Raw genomic sequence first — 22941 nt, forward strand, 5'->3', positions numbered from 1 at the left:
ATCTTCGCCCTCCACCTGTATTACGCCTGCGGGAAAATCAGCTCTAAAGCCTGAAGAGAATCTTCCCAGTCGGCGCGTTCAAATATGCCTTGTTGCAAAAAGGCCTCCAGCTGCGGCCAGAGCGTAATGGCCTTGTCGAGCATCGGATCGCTGCCTTTGGCATACGCCCCGACGCTCACCAGGTCGCGGTTGCGCTGGAAGCTGGAAAGCAGTTGTTTGAAGTTACGCACGCGGGCGTAATGCTTCTCGGTGATAAGCGAGGTCATCGCGCGGCTGATCGACGCTTCAATATCAATGGCCGGGTAGTGTCCGGCTTCAGCCAGTCGGCGTGACAGCACGATGTGACCGTCAAGGATTGCACGCGCGGAGTCGGCAATCGGATCCTGCTGATCGTCGCCTTCGGTTAGCACCGTATAAAATGCCGTTACTGAGCCACCACCGGTAATACCGTTGCCCGCACGTTCAACCAGCGCAGGCAGTTTGGCAAAGACCGAAGGCGGATAACCTTTGGTTGCCGGCGGTTCACCGATAGCCAGCGCGATTTCACGCTGGGCCATCGCGTAGCGCGTCAGGGAATCCATAATCAGCAACACGTGCTGGCCGCGATCGCGAAAATCTTCTGCGATACGCGTGGCGTAAGCTGCACCCTGCATACGCAGCAGCGGCGAAACGTCCGCCGGTGCAGCAATCACGACGGAACGTGCCCGACCTTCGGTGCCGAGGATATTCTCGATAAAATCTTTAACTTCACGGCCACGCTCGCCAATCAGGCCCACGACAATGACGTCCGCCTGGGTGTAGCGCGCCATCATGCCGAGCAGGACCGATTTACCCACGCCGGAACCCGCGAACAAGCCCATTCGCTGCCCACGACCGACGGTCAGCAGGGCGTTAATAGGGCGCACACCGGTATCCAGTACGTGTTCAATGGCGGTACGTTGCAGCGGGTTAAACGGCTGAGTGATCAGCGCACCGGTCTCGGTGGTATCGGGAGAGGGCAGGCCATCGAGCGGCTTGCCGCTGCCGTCAAGCACACGGCCCAACAGCGCTGGACCCAGTGGCAATTGCTTACCGCTTTGTAGTCCGTCGCCGGAAATGTTTTTCGCGTAAACACGTGCGCCGGGCAAAATGCCTTCGACTTCTTCGAGTGGCATCAGGAACAGACGCTGACCGTTAAAACCCACCACTTCGCTTTCAACTTCCTGAGTCTCGTTGCCGGTCTGTCTTTCAATGACGCAGGTCGCGCCCAGTGGCAATTGCAGTCCGGTCGCTTCCAGTACCAGCCCGGTTGCGCGGGTCAGACGACCATAGCGGCGAACCGAGGGCAGCTGTGACATCTTCGTTTCGAAGTTATCGAGTGTGTTAAGCCAGCGCGTGAGACGGGCGGTCATCAGACAACTCCCGGTGCGGCCAGTCGGCACAGTTCCTGCCAGCGCGTGGCGACGCTGGCGTCCAGATCGCCCTCATCGGCAGACACTTTACAGCCGCCGTGATGCAGTGACGGATCGCCACGCAGTCGCCAGCCGTGCAGGCTAAGGGTCGCGCCCAGCATCTCTTCAACGCGCTGGAGATCGTCAGGATGAACGCGCAGCTGAGGCTTGCCGCTAAACAGCGGCTCCTGCTGTAGCAAACCCTGAATCTGTTTAATCAGCGAGGAATTATCCACGGCTGGGGTATGGCCAATGACTTGACGTGCCGCCTCCAGCGCCATTTGCATCAGGCGCGAGGCGATGACGCTGTCCAGCGCGTCGAGGGTGTTTTGAAACTCGCTGACCAACTGCTGCATACGGGCATGGATCGGTGCTTGCTGCTGACGCGCCTGCTCCATCCCCTGTTCAAGACCTTTACTTACGCCTTCCTGATAACCCTGGTCATGGCCTTTCTGCCGGCCTTCACTCATGCCCGCATTAAAACCCTGCTCGTGCGCCTGCATTTGCAGTTGTGCCAGCATTTGCGCACGTTGCTCTTCTTCGCTGAGCTCCGGCACCTCTGGAGTACTGCCTTCCTCGCTGGGTTCGGCTAACGCTGGCATAAACTCCATCATGGGAGGTGCCAGATCGTCCGGAGTCCAGCGTTTCCACGGCAGCTCATTAGACATATGCATCGTCTCCGCTGCCGATCACCATCTCGCCGGTTTCTGCCAGACGTCGTACGATAAGCAGGATCGCTTTCTGTTCGTTTTCCACCTGAGACAGACGAACCGGGCCACGGTTGGCAAGGTCGTCGCGCAGGATATCCGCCGCACGTTGAGACATGTTGCGCAGGAACTTCTCGCGCAGCGGCTGCTCGGCGCCTTTGAGCGCGATAAGCAGGGATTCGGAATCCACTTCCTGAAGCAGGCGCTGGACGCTGCGATCGTCGACTTCGACCAGGTTTTCGAACAGGAACATCTCGTCGATAATTTTCTGTGCCAGCTCGCCGTCGAATTCGCGCACGGCGGTGATAACCGCTTCTTCCTGCTGCGTTTTCATCAGGTTGATAATTTCTGCTGCCGTTCTCACGCCGCCCATTTTGCTGCGCTTGAGGTTCTGGCCGTCGAGCAGGCTGTTCAGCACTTCAGTCAATTCGGCCAGAGCTGCCGGCTGAACACCGCCGAAGGTGGCGATACGCAGCATCACGTCGTGACGCAGACGCTCGTCGAACAGCGCCAGAATATCCGCGGCCTGGCCACGTTTGAGGTGAACCAGGATGGTCGCGATGATCTGCGGATGCTCGTCGCGGATAAGATCCGCGGCGCTCTGCGGCTCCATAAAGTTGAGCGTTTCGATGCCGCTGGCGGTATCGCGTGTTTCCAGAATATCTTCCAGCAGACTGGCCGCGCGTTCTTCACCGAGCGCTTTGACCAGCACCGAACGCAGATATTCGTTGGCGTTGACGTTAAGCGCAGCAAACTGCTCGGCTTCTTGCTCAAACTCGGCCAGCACTTCGGTCAGCTGTTTATTAGAAATCTGACGGACGTTTGCCATCGCCGCACTGAGCACTTGTACTTCACGCTGGGAGAGGTGTTTAAACACCTCTGCCGCACGATCTTCACCGATGGTCATCAGCAGGATGACGCTTTTATCCGTACCCGAAAGGTTACTCATCTTCGTTACTCATCCACTGGCGAATGACCAGCGCGACAACGCGCGGATCGTTATCTGACATTTCGCGAATACGCTGGCTCATGACCTCAGCACCCAGACGCTGGTTAGCACGACGCTGCTGCGTCTGCTCGTCTTTGCTCAGGCGAACTTCCACCGCTTCTTCGACTTCCTGACGCGCGCTCATATGTTCTTGCGCGGCTTTGGCTTCTTCTGCACGACGGTTGAGCTGCGGACGAATCCCTTTACGCCACAGCAACCATGCGACAATCAGAACCAGCAGCCAGCGACCGGCGGACAGCATCTGGTCGATGAAGGCCTGCTGTTGCCAGAACGGCAGTTCGCCACCCGTCTGATCGGTGACGGTGAACGGAGAGTTCACAACGTTCAACGTATCGCCGCGTTTCTCGGAGTAGCCCATCGCTTCACGCGTCAGGTCTTCGATTTGCTTCATCTGATCGGTGGTCAGCGCCAACGGCTTGCCGTCAGGCAGCATTTTATAGTTCACCACTACGGCAACCGACAGACGTTGCACATCGCCCACGTTCATTTTGGTGTGGAGAATGGTGCGGTCGACTTCGTAGTTAGTGGTTTCGTTACGGCTGGAGTTTCGTGGTCCCGAACTGGCTGCGGTCGACGTGGTCTGTTGCTGACCATTCTGCTGGTTCGCCGGAGGCGTGGAGATCGGGGCGTTATTTGCCGGGGCAGGCTGGTTGGACAGCGCACCCGGTACGCCGCCCGGATACGGGCCGCCGATCTGCTCGGTAGTATTCATCTGGCGTGAACGCATCACCGCCTGTGAGGCATCACCGTTAGGGCTGTACTGCTCCTGGGTCTGTTCTTTATTCGCAAAGTCGATCTGCGCGGTAACCTGCGCATGCACGTTACCGTTCCCGACGATGGGGCCAAGGATGGCTTCGATGCGGCGCTGAACGCGGCCTTCAACGTCGGTGGCGTATTTCAACTGCGCGTCGTTCAGGTCGCGGCTGCTGGTATTCGACTGGGTAAGCAAATGGCCACCCTGATCGACCAGCGTGACGTTGCCTGGCGGTAAACCGGCCACGGCGCTAGAGACCAAGTGCGTCACCGCGCTGATTTGCCCTTCATCAAGAGCACGGCCAGGTTCGAGGTTAACGGTGACAGAGGCAGAGGGGGATTTTTGCTCACGAACAAACAGAGTTGGTTTTGGCATCGCTAAATGGACGCGAGCGCTTTTTACCGGGCCCAGCGTTTCAATTGTGCGGGCAAGTTCACCTTCGAGTGCGCGCTGGTAGTTAACCTGCTCGCTGAACTGGCTAATGCCGAATTTTTCCTGATCCAGCAGTTCAAACCCGACGGCACCGCCTTTCGGCAGCCCCTGTTGGGCAAGGCGTAAACGGAGTTCGTGGACTTTATCGGCAGGAACTTCAAGTGCGCCACCGTTATCAGAGAAACGGTAGGGGATATTCATCTGGGTCAGTTGGGTAACGATGGCCCCGCCGTCCTGATCGGTCAGGTTACTGTAGAGCGTGCGGTAGTCAGGGCTTTTTGCCCACAGAACCATCGCTACAAGAATCGCAATGGCGGCAGCGCCTGCCACGATCAATGGGATTTTAGGGTTCGCGCGCAGGCGGTTCATCCACTCGAGCGATTTATTTTGCGGTGCTGCCGATGCTGTCGCAGTCATAGCGCACCTCGCGGCTCTTCGTGAATAACGTTATTCGTGTAGAGAAACAAAACTGACTCCCGGGTCGGCAAACACGACAAAAGTTCCATATGGATGGCACCGTCATTATTTGATGATTCAGGATTTTCTATGGCTCAAATAACCCGATTTTTTCACGCTATTTAGCGCCTTTATCTTATTGACAAGGTGCTAGTCTTGACCGCATAAAAATCCATCCAGGGGAAAGTCATGGCTATACAAGGCATTGAAGGGGTACTCAGTCAGTTGCAGGCAACGGCGATGACGGCCCGCAACCAGAGCGTGGCTGACGTACAGCCGGGTATCAGCTTCGCAGGCCAACTGCATGCCGCCCTCGACCGTATCAGCGATACGCAGACCGCTGCCCGCACCCAGGCAGAAAAGTTTAGCCTTGGCGAACCCGGCGTTGCGCTTAATGATGTGATGACCGATTTGCAAAAATCATCAATCTCTATGCAGATGGGTATTCAGGTTCGTAATAAGCTGGTGTCGGCTTATCAAGAAGTGATGGGCATGCAGGTTTAAGTTTTAACTAATTGAAAATATTTAATTTTCCTGAAAGGCTGAATGTAAGGCCGAAGGTTTAACTTGCCTTTATGCAGGTCAATGAAAGACCCAAAATGCAGCTGATCAGGGATTATACGTGGAACTCTCTTATCATTATTTGTAGAATAACAAAATCAGAAGCATCTTAATGGATTATTAAAAGAGAATGAGAATTCATAGCATTGACTATCTGAGAGGGCTTATGGCCCTCTCTATTCTTTTGTACCATCTGACAGCCTGGACTATTGGCGTCCCACAGTCTGATACGATTCTGGGAAAGTTAGGGATTTATGGAGTATCTATATTTTATATCGTGAGCGGGATGTCTATGTATATATCATATAAAAATACCGCGTGGACCTTAAATTCAACAGTTTCATTTTTTGTTAGGCGTTTCGCCAGGTTGGCTCCTGTCTACTGGATTGCAATGGCCCTTGTAATAGGTCTTGCCGTTATCACTGCACCGGTACTTCGCATTGACTGGCCTGTTTATCTCTACAATTTCACTCTGTCATTTGGTATCTTCGAACCAACAAAATATATGGTAACAGGGGGATGGTCGATTGGTAACGAAGTTGTTTTTTACCTATTTTTCCCATTCCTAATGTTGGCTATCAGGAATAAGTTTGCCTTTGCAATAGCAAATGTTTTGCTATTTTATTTCTATATATACTTTTGTTTTATTGCTATTAATTCATCTTCAGATGTAGGTTCAGAGTGGGCTAAATATATTAACCCTTTAAATCAGGCGCTGCTATTCTCTGGCGGAATTGCGATCGCTTATCTCTCTATGAGTTACAAAATAGTGTTATCAAACAAAGTGACAGGATTGATGGTGCTCTTTTGCGCGGCCGTGTTTTGTATACTACCCGCAGAGGGAAACCAGATTACTATCATCACTGGATGGAAGCGAATTGCGTTTACAGCGGTAATTTTCGCATTGTCATACTTCATTTTTAATCTCAAAACGGATGAGAAAAATATCGTTGAGAAGTGCCTCAAATTTCTTGGCGATATTTCATACCCACTGTACCTACTACATGGAATCCTATTTATTATTACTAGTAGATATATATTTCCGTTGTTAGGTAATATTACAAAAGACGCAAGGTTAGCTTTCTGTTTATTTGTTTTTGCACCCTTTGTTATGCTTGTTTCTTATGCGATATTCCGACTAATTGAAATGCCAGTAATTCACTTGGCCAAAAATATTACCGTGATCGAAAAAAGAAGTGTCACAGATGAAAAAATCCATCGTACTACAACTGCATAATTATTTTATTCTTACTCTAGTGCTGCGGAGCCCTGGTAACTCGCAAATTGGAAATATTTGAAATTACTGCATTGAATAGAATAAATGACTTACGGCTACACCATGATCCAGTTGAGTTATAAAAGCGTTTCCGAAATGATTTACGGTCCGGGGTCATGATGAAAGCTTTTTAACATCCTTTACCCATAGTGATCGACTTTTTCTTCAGGTCGGTCACCCCCATGTTTATGCCTCCACTGCCGTTCCCCTGGGTGCACCGTTGTTCATTGTCATCCGGTCTTCTAACCAACGCTTAATCATAGCGTACCCAACGGCCATGAGCGACTTCATCAACGGATTCTTATGCCTGAGTGGCAAGTGTCTACTATGTCCCTGAACAAGTGTCCATGATGTCCCCGGATCGTATATCCTGAAAATGTAGAGAGAGTTCATTGCGCAAATCATCAATTTTTGATGTTTACTTAGCGCTGCCTTGGTTTTTTAGTCAGTACTATTTTTACATAGCCATCTTACGCTGGCGGCTTTAACGCTTTAATGCCACAATCTTTTTTTCTTCACATGCGGGAAATCTGATGAAAAAAATAGTGATGGTTGGCGCGTTGCTGGCGTTAACCGGTTGTGTGCAGGTCGATAATTATCAGGACGTGATTAAGCATCCTGTCCCTGCTCATCTGGCGGGTTACTGGCAGTCGAAAGGGCCGCAAAGCAAGATGGTCAGCCCGGAAGCGATTGCTACGCTTGTGGTGACGCAAGAGGGCGATACGCTGGATTGTCGTCAGTGGAAAAGCGTTGTGGCGGTGCCGGGTAAGATTATGCTGCGCTCGGACAATTTTTATAACGTCACGAGCAAGCTCGATATCTATCAGCTCGAACGTGAAGGCAGTACGCTGGAATACGACGGGATGGAGCTACAGCGCGTCGACCGTCCAACGGTGGAATGCGCAAATTATCTGACGAAAAATCCGCTTGAGAGCACACTGCCTTAAGCGCATTTGCCGGGCAAAACGCAAATCTTGCCCGGCTATTCAATCTGCTACAACACATCCTCCATGACCCAAATGCTCACGCTGCCACCGTTACAGGTAAACGTGCCTTCACCATCGGCTGCGGTCGTGACGGTCTCCTCTCGATTACCCAGAAAATCACGCCAGGTCTTATCGCCGTAGTTTTCCCCGAGTGGGATAACTTTTTCGCCCTCATCGCCGTTGGACAGCACCACCACGCAGCCCGGCGCGTCGTCGGTACCACTGCGGCTGAACGCGATACAGTTTGGGTGATCAAAATAGAGCGTCTGTACGCCGTGGGCAAAACGCTGGCGCGCCAGAATCAGCTCGTGCAACTGCTCAATGACCGGCATATCGATATGATAGGTTTCACCATCGCCGCCGGTATCGTCATAACTTGCCCCAAACAGATCCGGGTAAAACACGCTTGGAACCCCGTTTTCGCGCAGCAAGATAAGCGCGTAGGCCAGCGGTTTGAACCAGGCTTCAACCGGCGCTTCCAGCGCCTGTAGCGGCTGGGTATCGTGGTTGGCAACCAATGTAACCGCATGGAACGGGTCGGCTTCTACCAGCGTGCCGGTAAAGATCTGCGTCATGTCATAATCACGGCCCTGGCGTGAGGCATCGTGGAATTTCATCTGCAGCGGCGCATCGAACAGCATGGTTTTGCCTTCAACCTGTTCAATGTACTGCTGTAATTTGTCGACTTCGTGAGACCAGTATTCCGCGACGATAAACAGCGGCTGAGGTGCCACTTCCTGCACGTGCTCGATCCACTCTTTATAGAACCATGCCGGAATATGCTTGACCGCATCAAGTCGAAAACCATCGCAGTGGGTTTGTTCCATCACCCAGCGTGCCCAGTATTTGATCTCTTCAGTGACCGCGTGATTGCGAAAATCGATGTTTTCGCCCATCAGATAGTCGAAGTTGCCCATCTCATCATCGACCTGGTCGTTCCAGCCTTCGCCGGTGTAGTCGTTGACGATTTTGAAAATACTGTCTTCGTTGGGATTTTCAATATGATCGACACCGCTAAAGCATTTGTAATCCCAGATGAATTTGGAGTATTGCCCCGCGCGAACCGGGAAGGTGTAGCGCGTCCAGGCTTCGCAGTCGATGACGTCATCGTCGATCTGCGTACGGTCCTGCTCGTTAACGCGCTGCACGCGAATCGACTCTTTTTCGTCCGCACCCATTTTGTGGTTGACCACCACGTCGAGCAACACGGCAATCTCGTTGCTTTTTAGCGCATCGATCGCTTCCATTAGCTGAGCTTTGTCACCGTATTTGGTGGCAACCGAACCTTTTTGATCAAATTCGCCAAGATCGAACAGATCGTACGAGTCATAACCCACCGAATAGCCACCCGATGCGCCTTTGTAGACGGGCGGGAGCCAGATCATGTTAATACCGATTTCGTTGAGATTGGGGGCCAGCGCGGTCACTTCTCGCCATAATTCACCGCCAGTGGGGTAATACCAGTGAAAGCACTGCAGTAAGGTTGGATTGCGCATGCACCGTCTCCATGAGGTTGCGAACCTCTAGTATGGAATACGAAGCGCAGAAATGCCTGGCGTACGAAGTAAGTTAAATTCGTACGTCAGGTATGATTACTGATCGAGATTGTGTTGTGGGACCAGGACGTGGCCGCCCTGATTGCTGTAGGCGGACATCACGGACTTTTGAATTGATGACTGCCCAACGAGTTTCGCCAGTTCATCCATTCGGTTTTGCAGCAGATCTTTAACCTGTTTTTCGTTTTCGAGGATCACGCGCAGCGTAGGTCTAAGCTGCTCCTGCATTTGCGAGGAAGGTTCAAATTCCTGCGTGATTCGAGACAGCGCATGCACCGCGTTGACATAATCCGTTTCGCAGGCGATCAATTCGTCCCACAGTCCCTGGCTGGCGAGTCGCAGCATCAACTTACTTTGTTCAAGTAATTGCTGGTAGAGGGTATAGAGTTGCGGTGCATTATTCATTAGACAGCGTCCTGAATAAGATTTGGCGAGCCGGAAGCTTCCTTCCATCCCTCTGCAATGTTGCGAAGAAGATTTTCAACTTCTTCAATGGCGCTTGAATCATTGTGCAAATTGGCATGGACGAGGCGTTTTACCATGTAGGCATAGAGGGCGATTAAGTTTTGCGTTAACTCATCGCTACTCTTTTCTTCCAGCCCAATCTTCAGACCATTTTCAATAATGTTGATGGCTTTAGAAAGTGCCAGCCCTTTTGCTGGAATATTGCCGTCGTCCAGGAACAACCGTGCGCGCACTAGCGCGCTGAGGGCTCCATCAAATAGCATGATAACCAGCTGATGCTGGCTGGCGCTCATCACCGCGCTTTCAACCTCAATTTTTGCGTAGGCCTGCGTGCCTTTTGCGCCGTACATGTTATTCCCCTCAGGTCGTATTAGTTTTTGCTGGTTGTCGTCGTGAACTGCTGCGTGAGGTAGTCGCTGGTGGTGTTTAACTTGCTCATCATGACGTCCAGCTTGGTGAACTGCGCTTTATACTGCGCGACTAAGGCATCAATACGCGTGCTGGTGTTGTTGTAATCTTCAGTCAGATTATTCAGCGTTTTGCTCACACCGTCTTTCGCTGCCTGAATAATGCCTTTGCTTGAGAGCCAGTCGGTCAAATTGCTGCTCATCGTGGTAGTGATGCCGGTTTTGGTACCGTCACCCACAATCAGCTCTTTAATACCCGCAGAATCTTTAGCCAGGCCTGCTTTCAGTTTGGTGTTATCCAGCTCAAGCTTGCCGGTGGTGGGATTGCTGGTAATACCGATCTGTGCCAGCGTTTTGTAGCTTGAGGTGCTGGTCGTGCTGCTAAGCATGCTTTTTAACTGTGTCTGAATAGTACGCAGCGTGCTATCACCGATCAGCGCACCGTTGCTGGTGTCCTGTGCATCAGTTCCTGCATCGACCTTGGTGTACTTGGTCAATGAAGCAAAACTATCCTGCAGCGTGTTGTATGCATCGACCCAGGCTTTAATGGCGGTTTCAGATTTCGACGTATCTTTAGTGATTGTCAGGGTCTGGTTGCCGGACGTCGTATCATTCAGGTTCAGGGTGATATCTTCGAGCGCATCACTGATGGTGTTGCTGCTGTTCTCGATATCAACGTTGTTGACCTTCAGCAGGGCGTTTTGCGCCGTGACGCTTTCGAGCATGCCGTTGCCAGCGTCGGTGCTGGTACCGTTGTAACCCATAAAGCTTTGCAGAGCCGCATCGCCGCTAACCGTCAGCGTCATGGCGTTGTCGCTACCCGTTTCGGTCGAGGTAATAGACAGACGATATTCGCCGTTACCGACGTTAATCACGCTGGCGCTCACGCCGGCATCCGCTTTATTGATCGCATCGCGAATGCCCGTTAATGACGAATTCGCAGCGCTAATATCGATGGTAACCGGTTTTTTGTCGCCACCTTGTTGGATGGTTATTTTGCTGTCAGCACTGGCGATAGCCGTTTTATTGTCAGGCTGCGTATTACGCGTGGTCAGGGTTTGCGCCTGCGCCAGCTGCGACACGCTGATGGTGTATTTACCCGCAATCGCACCGCCGGTCGTGGTGGCGCTAAACGCGCTGCTGCTGCTGGTGGTCGTGGTCGAACTGAACAGGTCGGCTTTGTTCAGCGCCGTGTTGGCGGTCTGGAAAGCCTCCAGAGAATTCTTCAACGTGCCGTAAGCGCTCAGCTTGGCGGTATAGGATGTCTGCTGCTTGGAAATCGGCGCGAGCCGTGCTTTTTCAGCGGTCTCAAGGTCAGCCAACATATCCCCTAATTTCAGGCCCGACCCGATTCCCAGCGTTGAAATACTTGCCATATTTATTCCTTAATTTGACGACACGTAGAACGAATAGACTGGTTATCGGCCCGAATAAGGCAAAGTTTACGATTAATTGATTTTTTTTAATGGCGGGAAAAAGCCGTATAGAGAGGAGTATTTCTGTGGTTAAAAAAATTATCGCGATCCTGAAAATAATTCTAAAGGTTGTTTTAGACCAGACGATAACAACTTTGACGGCGATGAAGCCGAAGGGTGGAAACCCAAATCTAATCCACAGATTTGATGAACAACAGGAAATGAAATCATGGCACAAGTCATTAATACCAACAGCCTCTCGCTGATCACTCAGAACAACATCAACAAGAACCAGTCTGCTCTGTCTACTTCTATCGAGCGTCTGTCTTCTGGTCTGCGCATCAACAGCGCTAAAGATGACGCAGCGGGCCAGGCAATTGCCAACCGCTTCACTTCTAACATCAAAGGTCTGACTCAGGCTGCACGTAACGCAAACGACGGTATCTCTGTTGCACAGACTACTGAAGGCGCACTGTCTGAAATCAACAACAACTTGCAGCGTGTACGTGAACTGACCGTTCAGGCTTCTACTGGTACTAACTCCAGTTCTGACCTGTCTTCAATCCAGGACGAAATCAAATCCCGTCTGTCTGAAATCGACCGCGTATCCGGTCAGACTCAGTTCAACGGCGTGAACGTACTGGCTAAAGACGGCAAAATGTCTATCCAGGTTGGCGCGAACGATGGCGAAACCATCGACATCGACCTGAAAAAAATCGACTCTAAAACTCTGGGTCTGGACAGCTTCAACGTAAACGGTCCTAAAGACAAAGATGGTACCTTAGGTACCGTAGCAAACGCCGATTTCACCGCTTATTACGGCACTACCACTAGCGTTGATAAAGCAACAGTAGTTGAAAAATCCCCAACTGATTTAGCTACACGTCTTGGTGTTGCAACTGCGAGCGTCGTGTTAAAAGGCGATGAAGTCTACAAAGATGACAATGGTAACTTGTTTGCAAAAGTCACCATTACTCCAGCAGATGCTGCTGAAGTAAACAATTTGAAAGCAAATGGTTTTGAAAGTGAAGCAACAAAACCTAAAGATTATTTCATTGCTCTTGATCCTCAAGCAGCAGTAACCGCTGCAGGCGGAGATACTGCTGCCTTTACCATTGATACTTCAAGTCTTAGCCTGAAAAACCTGACTACTGGTTCATCTTCTAATCCGTTGGCTAAGCTGGACGAAGCTATCGCATCTGTAGACCAATTCCGTTCTTCTCTGGGTGCAGTTCAGAACCGTCTGAGCTCTGCGGTAACCAACCTGAACAACACCACTACTAACCTGTCAGAAGCGCAGTCCCGTATTCAGGACGCCGACTATGCGACCGAAGTGTCAAATATGTCTAAAGCGCAGATCATCCAGCAGGCAGGTAACTCAGTGTTGGCGAAAGCTAACCAGGTTCCTCAGCAGGTTCTGTCTCTGCTGCAGTAAGCCCAAACTAAAACCCCGCTTCGGCGGGGTTTTTTTATTCCCTTTTTTATCATAACCCCCCAAATAACCCCTTATTTCACCCACTATTCATCCAATTGAAACCCCTCCAGAATCGGATAATCATGCCGATAACTCAATTAACGCAGGGCTGTTTATCGTGAATTCACTCTATACCGCTGATGGTGTAATGGATAAACACTCGCTGTGGCAGCGTTATGTCCCGCTGGTGCGTCACGAAGCATTGCGCCTCCAGGTGCGACTGCCGGCGAGTGTGGAACTGGACGATCTGCTACAGGCGGGCGGTATCGGGTTATTGAATGCAGTTGACCGATACGACGCTCTGCAAGGAACGGCATTTACGACTTACGCAGTACAGCGTATTCGTGGTGCGATGCTGGACGAGCTGCGCAGCCGCGACTGGGTGCCGCGCAGTGTTCGCCGTAACGCACGCGAAGTGGCGCATGCGATGGGACAGCTGGAACAGGAGCTTGGACGTAACGCGACGGAAACCGAAGTCGCAGAGCGTCTGGGTATCGCTGTTGAAGATTATCGTCAGATGTTGCTCGATACCAATAACAGCCAACTCTTCTCGTATGATGAGTGGCGTGAAGAGCATGGCGATAGTATTGAGCTGGTGACTGATGAAAATCAGCAAGAAAACCCGTTACACCAGTTACTGGAAGGTAATTTACGCCAACGCGTAATGGACGCTATTGAAGCGTTACCGGAACGTGAGCAATTGGTGTTGACGCTTTATTACCAGGAAGAGCTGAATCTCAAAGAGATCGGCGCGGTACTGGAAGTAGGAGAGTCGCGGGTGAGCCAGCTGCACAGCCAGGCCATTAAACGCTTACGTACCAAGCTGGGTAAGTTATAGGTGATTTATTCGCCCGAAAAGTGCCGCACAACGTATTGACAACCAGGAGTTATCATGACGGTGCAGCAATCTAAAAGACGGCCTTTAAGCCGCTATCTAAAAGACTTTAAACACAGCCAGACGCATTGCGCCCATTGCAATAAGCTTCTTGACCGTATCACGCTGGTTCGTCGCGGCGAAATCGTAAATAAGATTGCGATCTCTCGTCTCGACACCCTGATGGATGAATCGGCGTGGCAGGAAGAGCAGCAGGAGTGGGTTGCCTTGTGTCGTTTTTGTGGCGATCTGCATTGCAAAGAGCAGAGCGACTTTTTTGACATCATCGGCTTTAAACAATACCTGTTTGAACAAACAGAGATGAGCCACGGCACGGTACGCGAATATGTCGTACGTTTGCGTCGTTTAGGTCAACATCTCACCCAGTTGGACATCTCCCGCGATCTGCTGAAAACGGGTTATCTGGATGAAAATCTGGAACCGTGGTTACCCGCTACCAGCACCAATAACTACCGCATCGCACTGCGTAAGTACGCGCAATATAAAGCGCAAATGCCCGCATCAATGAAGCAGAAAGTCTACGCAGAGACAACTTCTGATATATATTAAAATTGAATAAGATGTAGCGTACTCGTGTTTGACGTAATAAACGAAAGCCCTACACTACTCAAAAAACCACTATATCGGGGTAACTATGAAATTAGCACTTCTGGGTCGTCAGGCGCTGATGGGCGTCATGGCAGTAGCGCTGGTCGCAGGGATGAGCGTGAAAACCTTCGCTGCGGAAAATTTGCTGAATAAAGTTAAAGAGCGCGGCACGCTGTTGGTTGGACTGGAAGGCACTTACCCTCCATTCAGCTTCCAGGGCGATGATGGAAAATTGACCGGTTTTGAAGTGGAGTTTGCCGAAGAACTGGCGAAGCATTTAGGCGTTAAGGCCTCGCTGAAGCCGACAAAATGGGATGGTATGCTGGCGTCGCTAGACTCCAAACGTATCGACGTGGTAATTAACCAGGTGACCATTTCTGACGAACGTAAGAAGAAATATGATTTCTCTACGCCGTACACCGTGTCAGGTATTCAGGCACTGGTGAAAAAAGGTAACGAGGGCACCATCGCCTCGGCGGCGGATCTGAAAGGTAAAAAGGTTGGCGTCGGTCTGGGCACCAACTATGAAGAGTGGCTGCGTCAGAACGTACAAGGCGTGGATATCCGCACCTATGATGATGACCCGACTAAATATCAGGATCTGCGCGTTGGCCGTATCGATGCGATCCTGGTCGATCGTCTGGCCGCGCTGGACCTGGTGAAAAAGACCAAAGATACGCTGGCCGTTGCAGGTGATGCCTTCTCCCGTCAGGAAGCCGGTGTTGCCATTCGTAAAGACAATCAGGATCTGGTGAAAGCTATCGACGGTGCGATTGCCGATATGCAGAAAGACGGTACTCTGAAAGCGCTCTCCGAGAAGTGGTTCGGGGCAGATGTGACGAAGTAAGTCTTGAATGACAAAAAAAGGCGCTTTTAAAAGCGCCTTTTTTATTTCCGGCGCATCAACGTGCATAATAAAAACATCAAACAAAAAACAGAGTTACCGGAGGTTCCATGTCATTGCAGAATTTAACGCGTTTTCCCCGTCTCGAATTCATCGGCTCGCCGACCCCGCTGGAGTATCTGCCACGTCTTTCTGACTATTTAGGGCGCGAGATTTTGATTAAGCGCGATGACGTAACCCCAATGGCGATGGGGGGCAACAAACTGCGTAAGCTGGAGTTCCTGGCCGCCGACGCACTGCGTGAAGGTGCCGATACCCTGATTACCGCCGGGGCGATTCAGTCTAACCATGTGCGCCAAACCGCAGCGGTGGCGGCAAAGCTGGGGCTGAACTGCGTGGCACTGCTGGAAAACCCGATTGGCACGCGTGCCGAAAACTATCTCTCAAACGGTAACCGCCTGCTGCTGGATCTGTTTAACGTGCAGATTGAGATGTGCGATGCCCTGATCGACCCGGCGGCGCAGCTCGAAGAACTGGCTACGCGCGTGGAAGCGCAGGGTTTTCGTCCTTACGTTATTCCCGTCGGCGGTTCTAATGCTCTGGGTGCGCTCGGTTATGTTGAAAGCGCGCTGGAAATCGCTCAGCAATGCGAAGGCGCGGTGAGCTTGTCTTCGGTGGTGGTGGCATCGGGCAGCGCGGGTACGCATGCCGGGCTTGCGGTCGGGCTTGAGCAACTGATGCCGGATGTCGAGCTGATTGGCGTTACCGTTTCGCGCAGCGTAGCGGATCAAAAACCGAAAGTGGTTACGCTGCAACAGGCCGTCGCGCAGCAGCTTGAGGTGCAGGCGAAAGCAGATATTGTGCTGTGGGATGACTACTTTGCTCCAGGCTACGGCACGCCGAATGAAGAAGGGCAGGAGGCCGTCAAACTGCTGGCCCGACTGGAAGGTATCTTGCTCGACCCGGTCTATACCGGTAAGGCCATGGCAGGGCTTATAGATGGCATTACCCAGAAACGCTTTAAGGATGAAGGCCCGATACTGTTTGTGCATACTGGCGGAGCACCCGCGCTGTTTGCCTATCATCCCCACGTCTAAATTGCAGGTCTACAAATAATGCAAGAAAGTATCCAGTTGGTTCTTGATTCGCTGCCGTATCTGCTCAAGGGCGCGGTGTTTACGCTACAGCTGAGCCTGGGAGGCATGTTCTTTGGGCTGGTGCTGGGTTTTGTACTGGCGCTGATGCGTATGTCGCCTATTTGGCCGGTGCGCTGGCTGGCGCGTTGCTATATTTCTATCTTTCGCGGTACACCGCTTATCGCCCAGCTCTTTATGATTTATTACGGTCTGCCGCAGTTTGGCATTGAACTGGATCCGATTCCGGCTGCGATGATTGGTTTATCGCTGAATACAGCAGCCTACGCCTCAGAAACTCTACGTGCGGCTATCTCCTCTATTGATAAAGGCCAATGGGAAGCCGCAGCCAGCATTGGGATGACGCCGTGGCAAACCTTGCGTCGTGCGATCCTGCCGCAGGCGGCGCGTGTGGCACTGCCACCGCTGAGCAACAGTTTTATTAGTCTGGTGAAAGACACGTCGCTGGCCGCAACCATTCAGGTGCCGGAACTGTTTCGCCAGGCGCAGCTCATCACTTCCCGTACTCTGGAGGTCTTTACCATGTATCTGGCGGCCTCGCTGATTTACTGGGTCATGGCGACCGTGCTGTCCACGCTGCAAAACTATTTTGAAAACCAGCTTAACCGTCAGGAGCGAGATCCGAAATGAGTGCAATCGACGTCAAGAACCTGGTGAAGAAATTCCACGGACAAACGGTTCTGCACGGCATTGATCTTGAGGTGCAGCAGGGTGAAGTGGTGGCGATTATCGGCCCGAGCGGGTCGGGCAAAACCACGCTGCTGCGCAGCATTAATCTGCTGGAGCATCCTGAGGGTGGAACCATTCGTGTGGGTGATATTACGATTGATACTGGCAAATCGCTCAGCCAGCAGAAAGGGCCAATTCGCCGTCTGCGTCAGCACGTTGGGTTTGTCTTCCAAAGCTTCAATCTGTTCCCACACCGCACGGTGATGGAAAATATTATTGAAGGTCCGGTCATCGTTAAAGGTGAGCCGAAAGAAGAGGCGATCGTGCGAGCCAGAGAACTGCTGGCGAAAGTCGGGCTTTCCGGCAAAGAGACCAGCTATCCTCGGCGTCTCTCGGGCGGGCAGCAGCAGCGCGTCGCAATTGCTCGTGCTTTGGCGATGCGCCCGGACGTGATTCTTTTCGACGAGCCTACGTCAGCATTGGATCCTGAGCTGGTGGGGGAGGTACTGAATACGATCCGCCAGTTGGCGCAGGAAAAGCGGACGCTGGTGATCGTCACCCATGAAATGAGTTTTGCTCGCGATGTAGCCGACCGGGCGATATTTATGGATCAGGGACGCATCGTTGAGCAGGGCCCAGCAAAAGAATTATTCACCAATCCGCAACATCCGCGCACGCGTCAGTTCCTCGATAAGTTTCTGACTCAATAGCACAATCGCACTATTTTGCTCTGGAATATTTTTCTGGAGCAAATTATTCGCCGCATGGCGGGTTTGTATTGAATTTTTATTCCGATATTTATGATTAAACCTTATAAAAACTAAAGTTATTCGGAATTCAGCCGATATTTTACACTTATAAAAAAGATTTATGTGTTACGTTATATTCACCATAATTATGATTGTTTTTATCAGGGGCTTCATTTAGTAAGTATGAGGGATACAGACTTTTTCACATGGCGGCGGGAGTGCTTTCATCGGTTCCAGCAAATGGAAACAGCCGACGAGGTATACCAGGAACTCCAGCAACAAACGCAGGTTCTGGAATTCGATTACTTCGCGCTTTGCGTTCGTCATCCAGTGCCATTCACGCGTCCTAAGGTGTCAGTTCATTCAACTTATCCAGCTGAGTGGATGGCACAATATCAATCTGAGAATTATTTCTCCATCGATCCGGTATTGAAGCGCGAGAATTTCATTCATGGTCATCTTCCATGGACCGATGAGTTATTCGCGGATGCGCAGGAATTATGGGATAGTGCTCGCGACCATGGGTTGCGTAAGGGAATAACACAGTGCCTGATGTTGCCTAATCACGCGTTAGGGTTTCTTTCGGTTTCTCGCACCAGTCAGTTTGGTAAAATGATGAATAGCGAAGAAATAGAACTGCGTTTGCAAATGTTAGTGCAAATGGCATTAACCGCATTGCTGCGATTTGAACATGAGATGGTGATGCCACCAGAAATGAAATTCAGCAAACGTGAGAAGGAAATTCTGAAGTGGACGGCGGAAGGAAAAACATCCGCGGAAATCGCGATTATTCTTTCGATCTCCGAGAATACCGTTAACTTCCATCAAAAGAATATGCAGAAGAAATTTAATGCGCCTAATAAGACGCAAATAGCGTGCTATGCAGCCGCGACAGGTTTCATCTGAGATAAATACCGTTCTGCGTGCCAGACACGAAAACGGCTGAATGCGATGCGTTCAGCCGTTTTTTTTTACTGACGATATGCCTGTTTAATTTGCTTAACGGTGCTGGAGAATACGTCAGCCTGAGCTTGATCTTCCATCTGCGCGATTTGTCTTTCCATCTTAATGATCACACGCCCCGCGTCGGCCTGGCCCATCGCCTGAAGCATCAGGGTCAGCAGCGATTTCAGGCAGGATACTTCCTGCGCCAGTTCTTGGTTATTTTCCGCGGTGGCGAATTCAGGTGTGCTCATTTATTTTCCTCATTACAAAACTGCGCTCTGGCGCGACGATGAAAGTTAAGGCGGCGGAGTATACCACAAGCCAGCGCAAAAAAAGCAGTGGTTAATTTTTGTACTTTTCTCTGTTTTGTTTATTTGGTTAAACAAGCATTAAGCGTAGTATCAATAAAGACTAAGCATCGGTTAATTGTTTATGGATAGTGGCGTGATCGTTAATTATTGTTACAAAAAAATAAGCTTCTCTTTTTTAAGCGTCTGCATTGGGTTTTTCGTAACTTTTTGAATACAGGTGCTTAAAAATAGGCGCAATCGCCTTTGAATGACGCATTCTCTTTCCACTTGCTGTACAGGCTAATTTCCAAAAACGAGAACGAAATCGAATGGCGCGCTTTTAGCGTTTTAATGTTGAGATGAAAACCGTTAATATAAACCAAATTAGCAGTCAGTTGCGTTATCCCTATTCTGGAGACATTTCCATTGATCAACGTCCTTCTTGTTGATGACCACGAACTGGTGCGCGCAGGGATACGTCGCATACTTGAAGATATAAAGGGTATTAAAGTCGCAGGGGAAGCCTGTTGCGGTGAAGACGCCGTGAAATGGTGCCGTGCGAACTCTGCCGACGTCGTGCTGATGGACATGAACATGCCCGGCATCGGCGGTTTAGAAGCAACGCGTAAAATCGCGCGTGCTTATGTTGATACTAAAGTCATCATGCTGACCGTACATACCGAAAATCCGCTACCGGCTAAAGTGATGCAGGCCGGGGCTGCGGGATATCTCAGTAAAGGCGCTGCACCACAGGAAGTGGTCAATGCCATCCGTTCGGTGTTTGCCGGACAGCGCTATATCGCGTCGGATATCGCTCAGCAGATGGCATTGAGTCAGATTGAACCTGATAAAACAGGTTCGCCGTTTGCCAGTTTGTCTGAGCGTGAATTGCAGATTATGCTGATGATCACCAAAGGCCAAAAGGTGAATGAGATTTCTGAGCAGTTGAATCTCAGCCCGAAGACGGTGAACAGCTACCGCTACCGAATGTTCAGTAAACTGAACATTCATGGTGATGTTGAACTCACTCACCTGGCCATTCGACATGGTTTGTGCAACGCAGAGACCCTAACTAGCCAGTGAGTGATGTGTTCGATTCAAAATCATTTCTGAAAACCGTAACCAGCCAGCCGGGCGTCTACAGGATGTACGACGCTGGCGGTACGGTTATTTATGTTGGCAAAGCGAAGGATCTTAAAAAACGTCTTTCCAGCTATTTTCGCAGTAATCTCGCCTCCCGCAAGACTGAAGCCCTGGTGGCTCTGATAGATCAAATTGACGTGACCGTGACCCACACGGAGACGGAAGCGCTGCTGCTTGAACACAACTACATCAAACTGTATCAGCCGCGTTACAACGTTCTGCTACGTGATGATAAATCCTATCCGTTTATCTTCCTCAGCAGCGATACGCATCCACGCCTGACGATTCACCGCGGTGCAAAGCATGCCAAAGGTGAATACTTTGGTCCGTTTCCGAACGGCTATGCGGTGCGTGAGACGCTGGCGCTGCTACAAAAAATCTTCCCTGTGCGCCAGTGTGAAAACAGTGTTTATCGCAACCGCTCACGTCCTTGCCTGCAATACCAGATTGGCCGTTGTCTCGGCCCCTGCGTCGCGGGGTTAGTCAGCGAAGAAGAGTATGCACAACAGGTGGACTATGTACGCTTGTTCCTGGCGGGCAAAGACGATCAGGTTTTAACCCAGCTCATCGCTCGCATGGAGAAAGCCAGCCAGGCGCTGGCATTTGAAGAAGCGGGGCGGATACGCGATCAGATCCAGGCCGTGCGTCGCGTGACGGAGAAACAGTTTGTGTCCAATACCGGTGACGATCTGGATGTCATCGGCGTCTCGTTTGATGCGGGTATGGCCTGCGTTCACGTGCTGTTTATCCGACAGGGTAAAGTGCTCGGGAGCAGAAGCTACTTTCCAAAGGTTCCGGGCGGTACGGAGCAGGGTGAAGTCGTGGAAACCTTTGTGGGGCAGTTTTATTTGCAGGGTAGCCAGATGCGTACGCTACCTTCAGAGATTTTGCTCGATTTCAATCTTAATGACAAAACGCTACTGGCGGATTCCCTTTCCGAGCTGGCGGGGCGACGCGTGAATGTGCAGACAAAACCGCGTGGCGATCGCGCCCGCTATTTGAAGCTGGCGCGCACCAATGCGGCCATTGCGCTCACGACTAAACTCTCTCAACAGTCGACCATCCACCAGCGTCTGCTGGCCCTGGCAACGGTGTTAAAATTGCCAGAAATAAAGCGCATGGAATGCTTTGATATCAGTCATACCATGGGAGAGCAGACGGTCGCGTCCTGCGTCGTATTTGACGCTAATGGCCCGGTGCGGGCGGAATATCGTCGGTATAACATTACCGGCATCACGCCAGGCGATGATTATGCGGCAATGAATCAGGTGCTGCGTCGCCGCTACGGTAAAGCGATTGAAGAGAGTAAAATCCCGGACGTAATTTTAATCGACGGCGGGAAGGGGCAGTTAGGTCAGGCCAAAACCGTGTTTGCCGAACTGGATGTCGAGTGGGACAAGCATCACCCGTTGCTGTTGGGTGTGGCGAAAGGAACCGATCGAAAGGCCGGCCTGGAAACGCTGTTCTTCGAGCCGGAAGGCGAAGGTTTTAATCTTCCACCGGATTCCCCTGCGTTGCATGTCATCCAACATATTCGCGACGAATCGCACGATCACGCTATTAGTGGCCATCGTAAGAAAAGGGCCAAGGTCAAAAATACCAGTACGCTTGAGACTATCGAAGGTGTTGGGCCAAAACGTCGCCAAATGCTGCTAAAGTACATGGGTGGATTGCAAGGATTACTCAACGCCAGCGTTGAAGAAATTGCAAAAGTGCCGGGCATTTCGCAAGGGCTGGCAGAAAAGATCTACTACTCGTTGAAACATTGAGGGCTCTGTAGCAACATAGAGCTAAATTTTACTGACAACAGACAGTTACCGTCACTATGCGATTTAATATCCCTACGTTGCTTACGCTCTTTCGCGTCGTACTTATCCCATTCTTTGTACTGGCGTTTTACCTGCCGTTCACGTGGGCTTCTTTCGCTTGTGCACTCATTTTCCTCGTTGCGGCAGTGACAGACTGGTTTGATGGCTATCTGGCGCGTCGCTGGAACCAGAGCACGCGGTTTGGTGCGTTCCTCGACCCGGTCGCGGACAAAGTGATGGTGGCAATTGCGATGGTGCTGGTCGCCGAGCACTATCATACCTGGTGGGTGACATTGCCAGCGGCGACCATGATTGGGCGTGAGATCATTATCTCTGCGCTGCGTGAATGGATGGCTGAACTGGGTAAACGCAGCAGTGTAGCGGTTTCCTGGATTGGGAAAGTCAAAACCACCGCACAGATGACCTCGCTGGTGTGGATGCTATGGCGTCCAAACGCATGGGTAGAATGGGCAGGGATTGGTCTGCTGTGGGTCGCAGCGGTGCTGACCCTGTGGTCAATGCTGCAATACCTGAACGCCTCTCGCGGGGATTTGCTTGAACAGTGATCGTTTCGCCGTAATTTTCAGCAAACGATTCGGTGAAGCAAAATTAACGTTGACTCAAAACGTCATATAAGTAGAATGCAACGCATCGAACGGCGGCACGTTTCGCCAGTCGATAACAAAATCAAGTGATTAGCATATAGCTTGATGATTGCGGGAATAGCTCAGTTGGTAGAGCACGACCTTGCCAAGGTCGGGGTCGCGAGTTCGAGTCTCGTTTCCCGCTCCAAATTAAAAGCATTGGCAGTTGCGGATGCTGGTCGCAAGACCTGAAGAATCAAGGCGCGTTAGCAAAGCGGTTATGTAGCGGATTGCAAATCCGTCTAGTCCGGTTCGACTCCGGAACGCGCCTCCACTTTCTTCCC

24 protein-coding genes and 2 tRNA genes are annotated in these 22941 nt (G+C 51.2%); 16 read left to right on the forward strand and 10 right to left on the reverse strand.

Annotated features, from left to right (window positions below; translation table 11 throughout):
• Positions 1-20: 20 nt before the first annotated feature.
• Genes fliI through fliF form a run of 4 tightly spaced genes read right to left on the reverse strand, consistent with a single transcriptional unit; the run spans position 21 to position 4749 of the window.
• Entirely contained in the window at positions 21-1391 is a 1371-nt protein-coding gene (fliI, locus tag AC6EMZ_RS08880; protein WP_498402074.1) for a flagellar protein export ATPase FliI, read from the reverse strand.
• Entirely contained in the window at positions 1391-2098 is a 708-nt protein-coding gene (gene fliH, locus AC6EMZ_RS08885; RefSeq protein WP_498402310.1) for a flagellar assembly protein FliH, read from the reverse strand. Before fliH ends, fliI begins: the two co-directional genes overlap by 1 nt.
• Positions 2091-3086, reverse strand: a complete 996-nt coding sequence (gene fliG, locus AC6EMZ_RS08890; RefSeq protein WP_498402075.1) for a flagellar motor switch protein FliG — start codon at positions 3084-3086, stop codon at positions 2091-2093. Before fliG ends, fliH begins: the two co-directional genes overlap by 8 nt.
• The gene (gene fliF, locus AC6EMZ_RS08895; RefSeq protein ID WP_498402076.1) at positions 3079-4749 is read right to left on the reverse strand and encodes a flagellar basal-body MS-ring/collar protein FliF; all 1671 of its coding nucleotides are present in this window, start codon (positions 4747-4749) and stop codon (positions 3079-3081) included. The genes fliG and fliF overlap by 8 nt, the downstream gene beginning before the upstream one ends.
• A 228-nt stretch (positions 4750-4977) precedes the next feature.
• Here fliF and fliE point away from each other — a divergent pair, with 228 nt between their 5' ends.
• The 3 genes from fliE (at position 4978) to yedD (ending at position 7572) form a co-directional block, all read left to right on the forward strand.
• Positions 4978-5292: a flagellar hook-basal body complex protein FliE gene (gene fliE / locus AC6EMZ_RS08900; RefSeq protein WP_498402077.1), complete on the forward strand. Its 315-nt coding sequence runs from the start codon at positions 4978-4980 to the stop codon at positions 5290-5292.
• Positions 5293-5479: 187 nt separating this feature from the next.
• Positions 5480-6586: an acyltransferase family protein gene (locus AC6EMZ_RS08905; protein WP_498402078.1), complete on the forward strand. Its 1107-nt coding sequence runs from the start codon at positions 5480-5482 to the stop codon at positions 6584-6586.
• Positions 6587-7158: 572 nt separating this feature from the next.
• On the forward strand, positions 7159-7572 hold the full coding sequence (gene yedD / locus AC6EMZ_RS08910) for a lipoprotein YedD (protein ID WP_498402079.1): 414 nt from the start codon (positions 7159-7161) through the stop codon (positions 7570-7572).
• 47 nt (positions 7573-7619) lie between these two features.
• Here the strand turns inward: yedD and amyA are convergent, their stop codons facing one another.
• From amyA to fliD, 4 genes are all read right to left on the reverse strand, one after another.
• Positions 7620-9107, reverse strand: coding sequence for an alpha-amylase (gene amyA, locus AC6EMZ_RS08915; protein ID WP_498402080.1), 1488 nt, complete (start codon positions 9105-9107; stop codon positions 7620-7622).
• 96 nt (positions 9108-9203) lie between these two features.
• Positions 9204-9572 (reverse strand): flagella biosynthesis regulatory protein FliT, encoded by a 369-nt coding sequence (gene fliT, locus AC6EMZ_RS08920; protein WP_498402081.1) that lies wholly within the window; start codon positions 9570-9572, stop codon positions 9204-9206.
• Entirely contained in the window at positions 9572-9982 is a 411-nt protein-coding gene (gene fliS / locus AC6EMZ_RS08925) for a flagellar export chaperone FliS (RefSeq protein WP_498402082.1), read from the reverse strand. The genes fliT and fliS overlap by 1 nt, the downstream gene beginning before the upstream one ends.
• A 20-nt stretch (positions 9983-10002) precedes the next feature.
• A complete protein-coding gene (gene fliD, locus AC6EMZ_RS08930) occupies positions 10003-11415 on the reverse strand; it encodes a flagellar filament capping protein FliD (RefSeq protein ID WP_498402083.1) in 1413 nt (470 codons plus the stop codon).
• Positions 11416-11683: 268 nt separating this feature from the next.
• On the opposite strand from fliD, the gene AC6EMZ_RS08935 reads away from it, so the two are divergent.
• The 8 genes from AC6EMZ_RS08935 to sdiA all read left to right on the forward strand — a co-directional run bounded on the left by AC6EMZ_RS08935 (position 11684) and on the right by sdiA (position 18733).
• Complete coding sequence (locus AC6EMZ_RS08935) at positions 11684-12889, forward strand: FliC/FljB family flagellin (protein WP_498402084.1); 1206 nt, start codon at positions 11684-11686, stop codon at positions 12887-12889.
• A gap of 157 nt (positions 12890-13046) precedes the next feature.
• Positions 13047-13766 carry an RNA polymerase sigma factor FliA gene (locus AC6EMZ_RS08940; protein ID WP_498402085.1) on the forward strand — a complete coding sequence of 240 codons (720 nt, stop codon included), beginning with the start codon at positions 13047-13049 and terminating at the stop codon, positions 13764-13766.
• Between the two features lie 54 nt (positions 13767-13820).
• On the forward strand, positions 13821-14372 hold the full coding sequence (gene fliZ, locus AC6EMZ_RS08945; RefSeq protein WP_498402086.1) for a flagella biosynthesis regulatory protein FliZ: 552 nt from the start codon (positions 13821-13823) through the stop codon (positions 14370-14372).
• Positions 14373-14457: 85 nt separating this feature from the next.
• Positions 14458-15258 (forward strand): cystine ABC transporter substrate-binding protein, encoded by an 801-nt coding sequence (gene tcyJ / locus AC6EMZ_RS08950; protein WP_498402087.1) that lies wholly within the window; start codon positions 14458-14460, stop codon positions 15256-15258.
• Positions 15259-15365: 107 nt separating this feature from the next.
• Positions 15366-16352: a D-cysteine desulfhydrase gene (dcyD, locus tag AC6EMZ_RS08955; RefSeq protein WP_498402088.1), complete on the forward strand. Its 987-nt coding sequence runs from the start codon at positions 15366-15368 to the stop codon at positions 16350-16352.
• An 18-nt stretch (positions 16353-16370) separates the two neighbouring features.
• On the forward strand, positions 16371-17039 hold the full coding sequence (tcyL, locus tag AC6EMZ_RS08960; protein WP_498402089.1) for a cystine ABC transporter permease: 669 nt from the start codon (positions 16371-16373) through the stop codon (positions 17037-17039).
• The gene (gene tcyN / locus AC6EMZ_RS08965; RefSeq protein WP_498402090.1) at positions 17036-17788 is read left to right on the forward strand and encodes an L-cystine ABC transporter ATP-binding protein TcyN; all 753 of its coding nucleotides are present in this window, start codon (positions 17036-17038) and stop codon (positions 17786-17788) included. The genes tcyL and tcyN overlap by 4 nt, the downstream gene beginning before the upstream one ends.
• Positions 17789-18010: 222 nt before the next feature.
• Positions 18011-18733, forward strand: coding sequence for a quorum-sensing transcriptional regulator SdiA (gene sdiA / locus AC6EMZ_RS08970; protein WP_498402311.1), 723 nt, complete (start codon positions 18011-18013; stop codon positions 18731-18733).
• Between the two features lie 65 nt (positions 18734-18798).
• Here sdiA and AC6EMZ_RS08975 read toward each other — a convergent pair whose 3' ends face one another.
• Together AC6EMZ_RS08975 and AC6EMZ_RS08980 are read right to left on the reverse strand one after the other, a co-directional pair.
• Positions 18799-19023, reverse strand: a complete 225-nt coding sequence (locus AC6EMZ_RS08975; RefSeq protein WP_498402091.1) for a DUF2594 family protein — start codon at positions 19021-19023, stop codon at positions 18799-18801.
• Positions 19010-19090 carry a hypothetical protein gene (locus AC6EMZ_RS08980; protein WP_498402312.1) on the reverse strand — a complete coding sequence of 27 codons (81 nt, stop codon included), beginning with the start codon at positions 19088-19090 and terminating at the stop codon, positions 19010-19012. The genes AC6EMZ_RS08975 and AC6EMZ_RS08980 overlap by 14 nt, the downstream gene beginning before the upstream one ends.
• 398 nt (positions 19091-19488) lie before the next feature.
• Here AC6EMZ_RS08980 and uvrY point away from each other — a divergent pair, with 398 nt between their 5' ends.
• The 5 genes from uvrY (at position 19489) to AC6EMZ_RS09005 (ending at position 22931) form a co-directional block, all read left to right on the forward strand.
• The gene (uvrY, locus tag AC6EMZ_RS08985) at positions 19489-20145 is read left to right on the forward strand and encodes a UvrY/SirA/GacA family response regulator transcription factor (RefSeq protein ID WP_498402092.1); all 657 of its coding nucleotides are present in this window, start codon (positions 19489-19491) and stop codon (positions 20143-20145) included.
• Positions 20142-21974, forward strand: coding sequence for an excinuclease ABC subunit UvrC (gene uvrC, locus AC6EMZ_RS08990; RefSeq protein WP_498402093.1), 1833 nt, complete (start codon positions 20142-20144; stop codon positions 21972-21974). The genes uvrY and uvrC overlap by 4 nt, the downstream gene beginning before the upstream one ends.
• A 56-nt stretch (positions 21975-22030) precedes the next feature.
• A complete protein-coding gene (gene pgsA / locus AC6EMZ_RS08995) occupies positions 22031-22579 on the forward strand; it encodes a CDP-diacylglycerol--glycerol-3-phosphate 3-phosphatidyltransferase (RefSeq protein WP_498402094.1) in 549 nt (182 codons plus the stop codon).
• A gap of 150 nt (positions 22580-22729) precedes the next feature.
• A tRNA-Gly gene (locus AC6EMZ_RS09000) sits at positions 22730-22805 on the forward strand.
• A 52-nt stretch (positions 22806-22857) separates the two neighbouring features.
• Positions 22858-22931: transfer RNA gene (locus AC6EMZ_RS09005), tRNA-Cys, on the forward strand.
• Positions 22932-22941: the final 10 nt, after the last annotated feature.

The sequence above is a fragment of the Enterobacter sp. SCRI0065 genome (assembly GCF_059766475.1).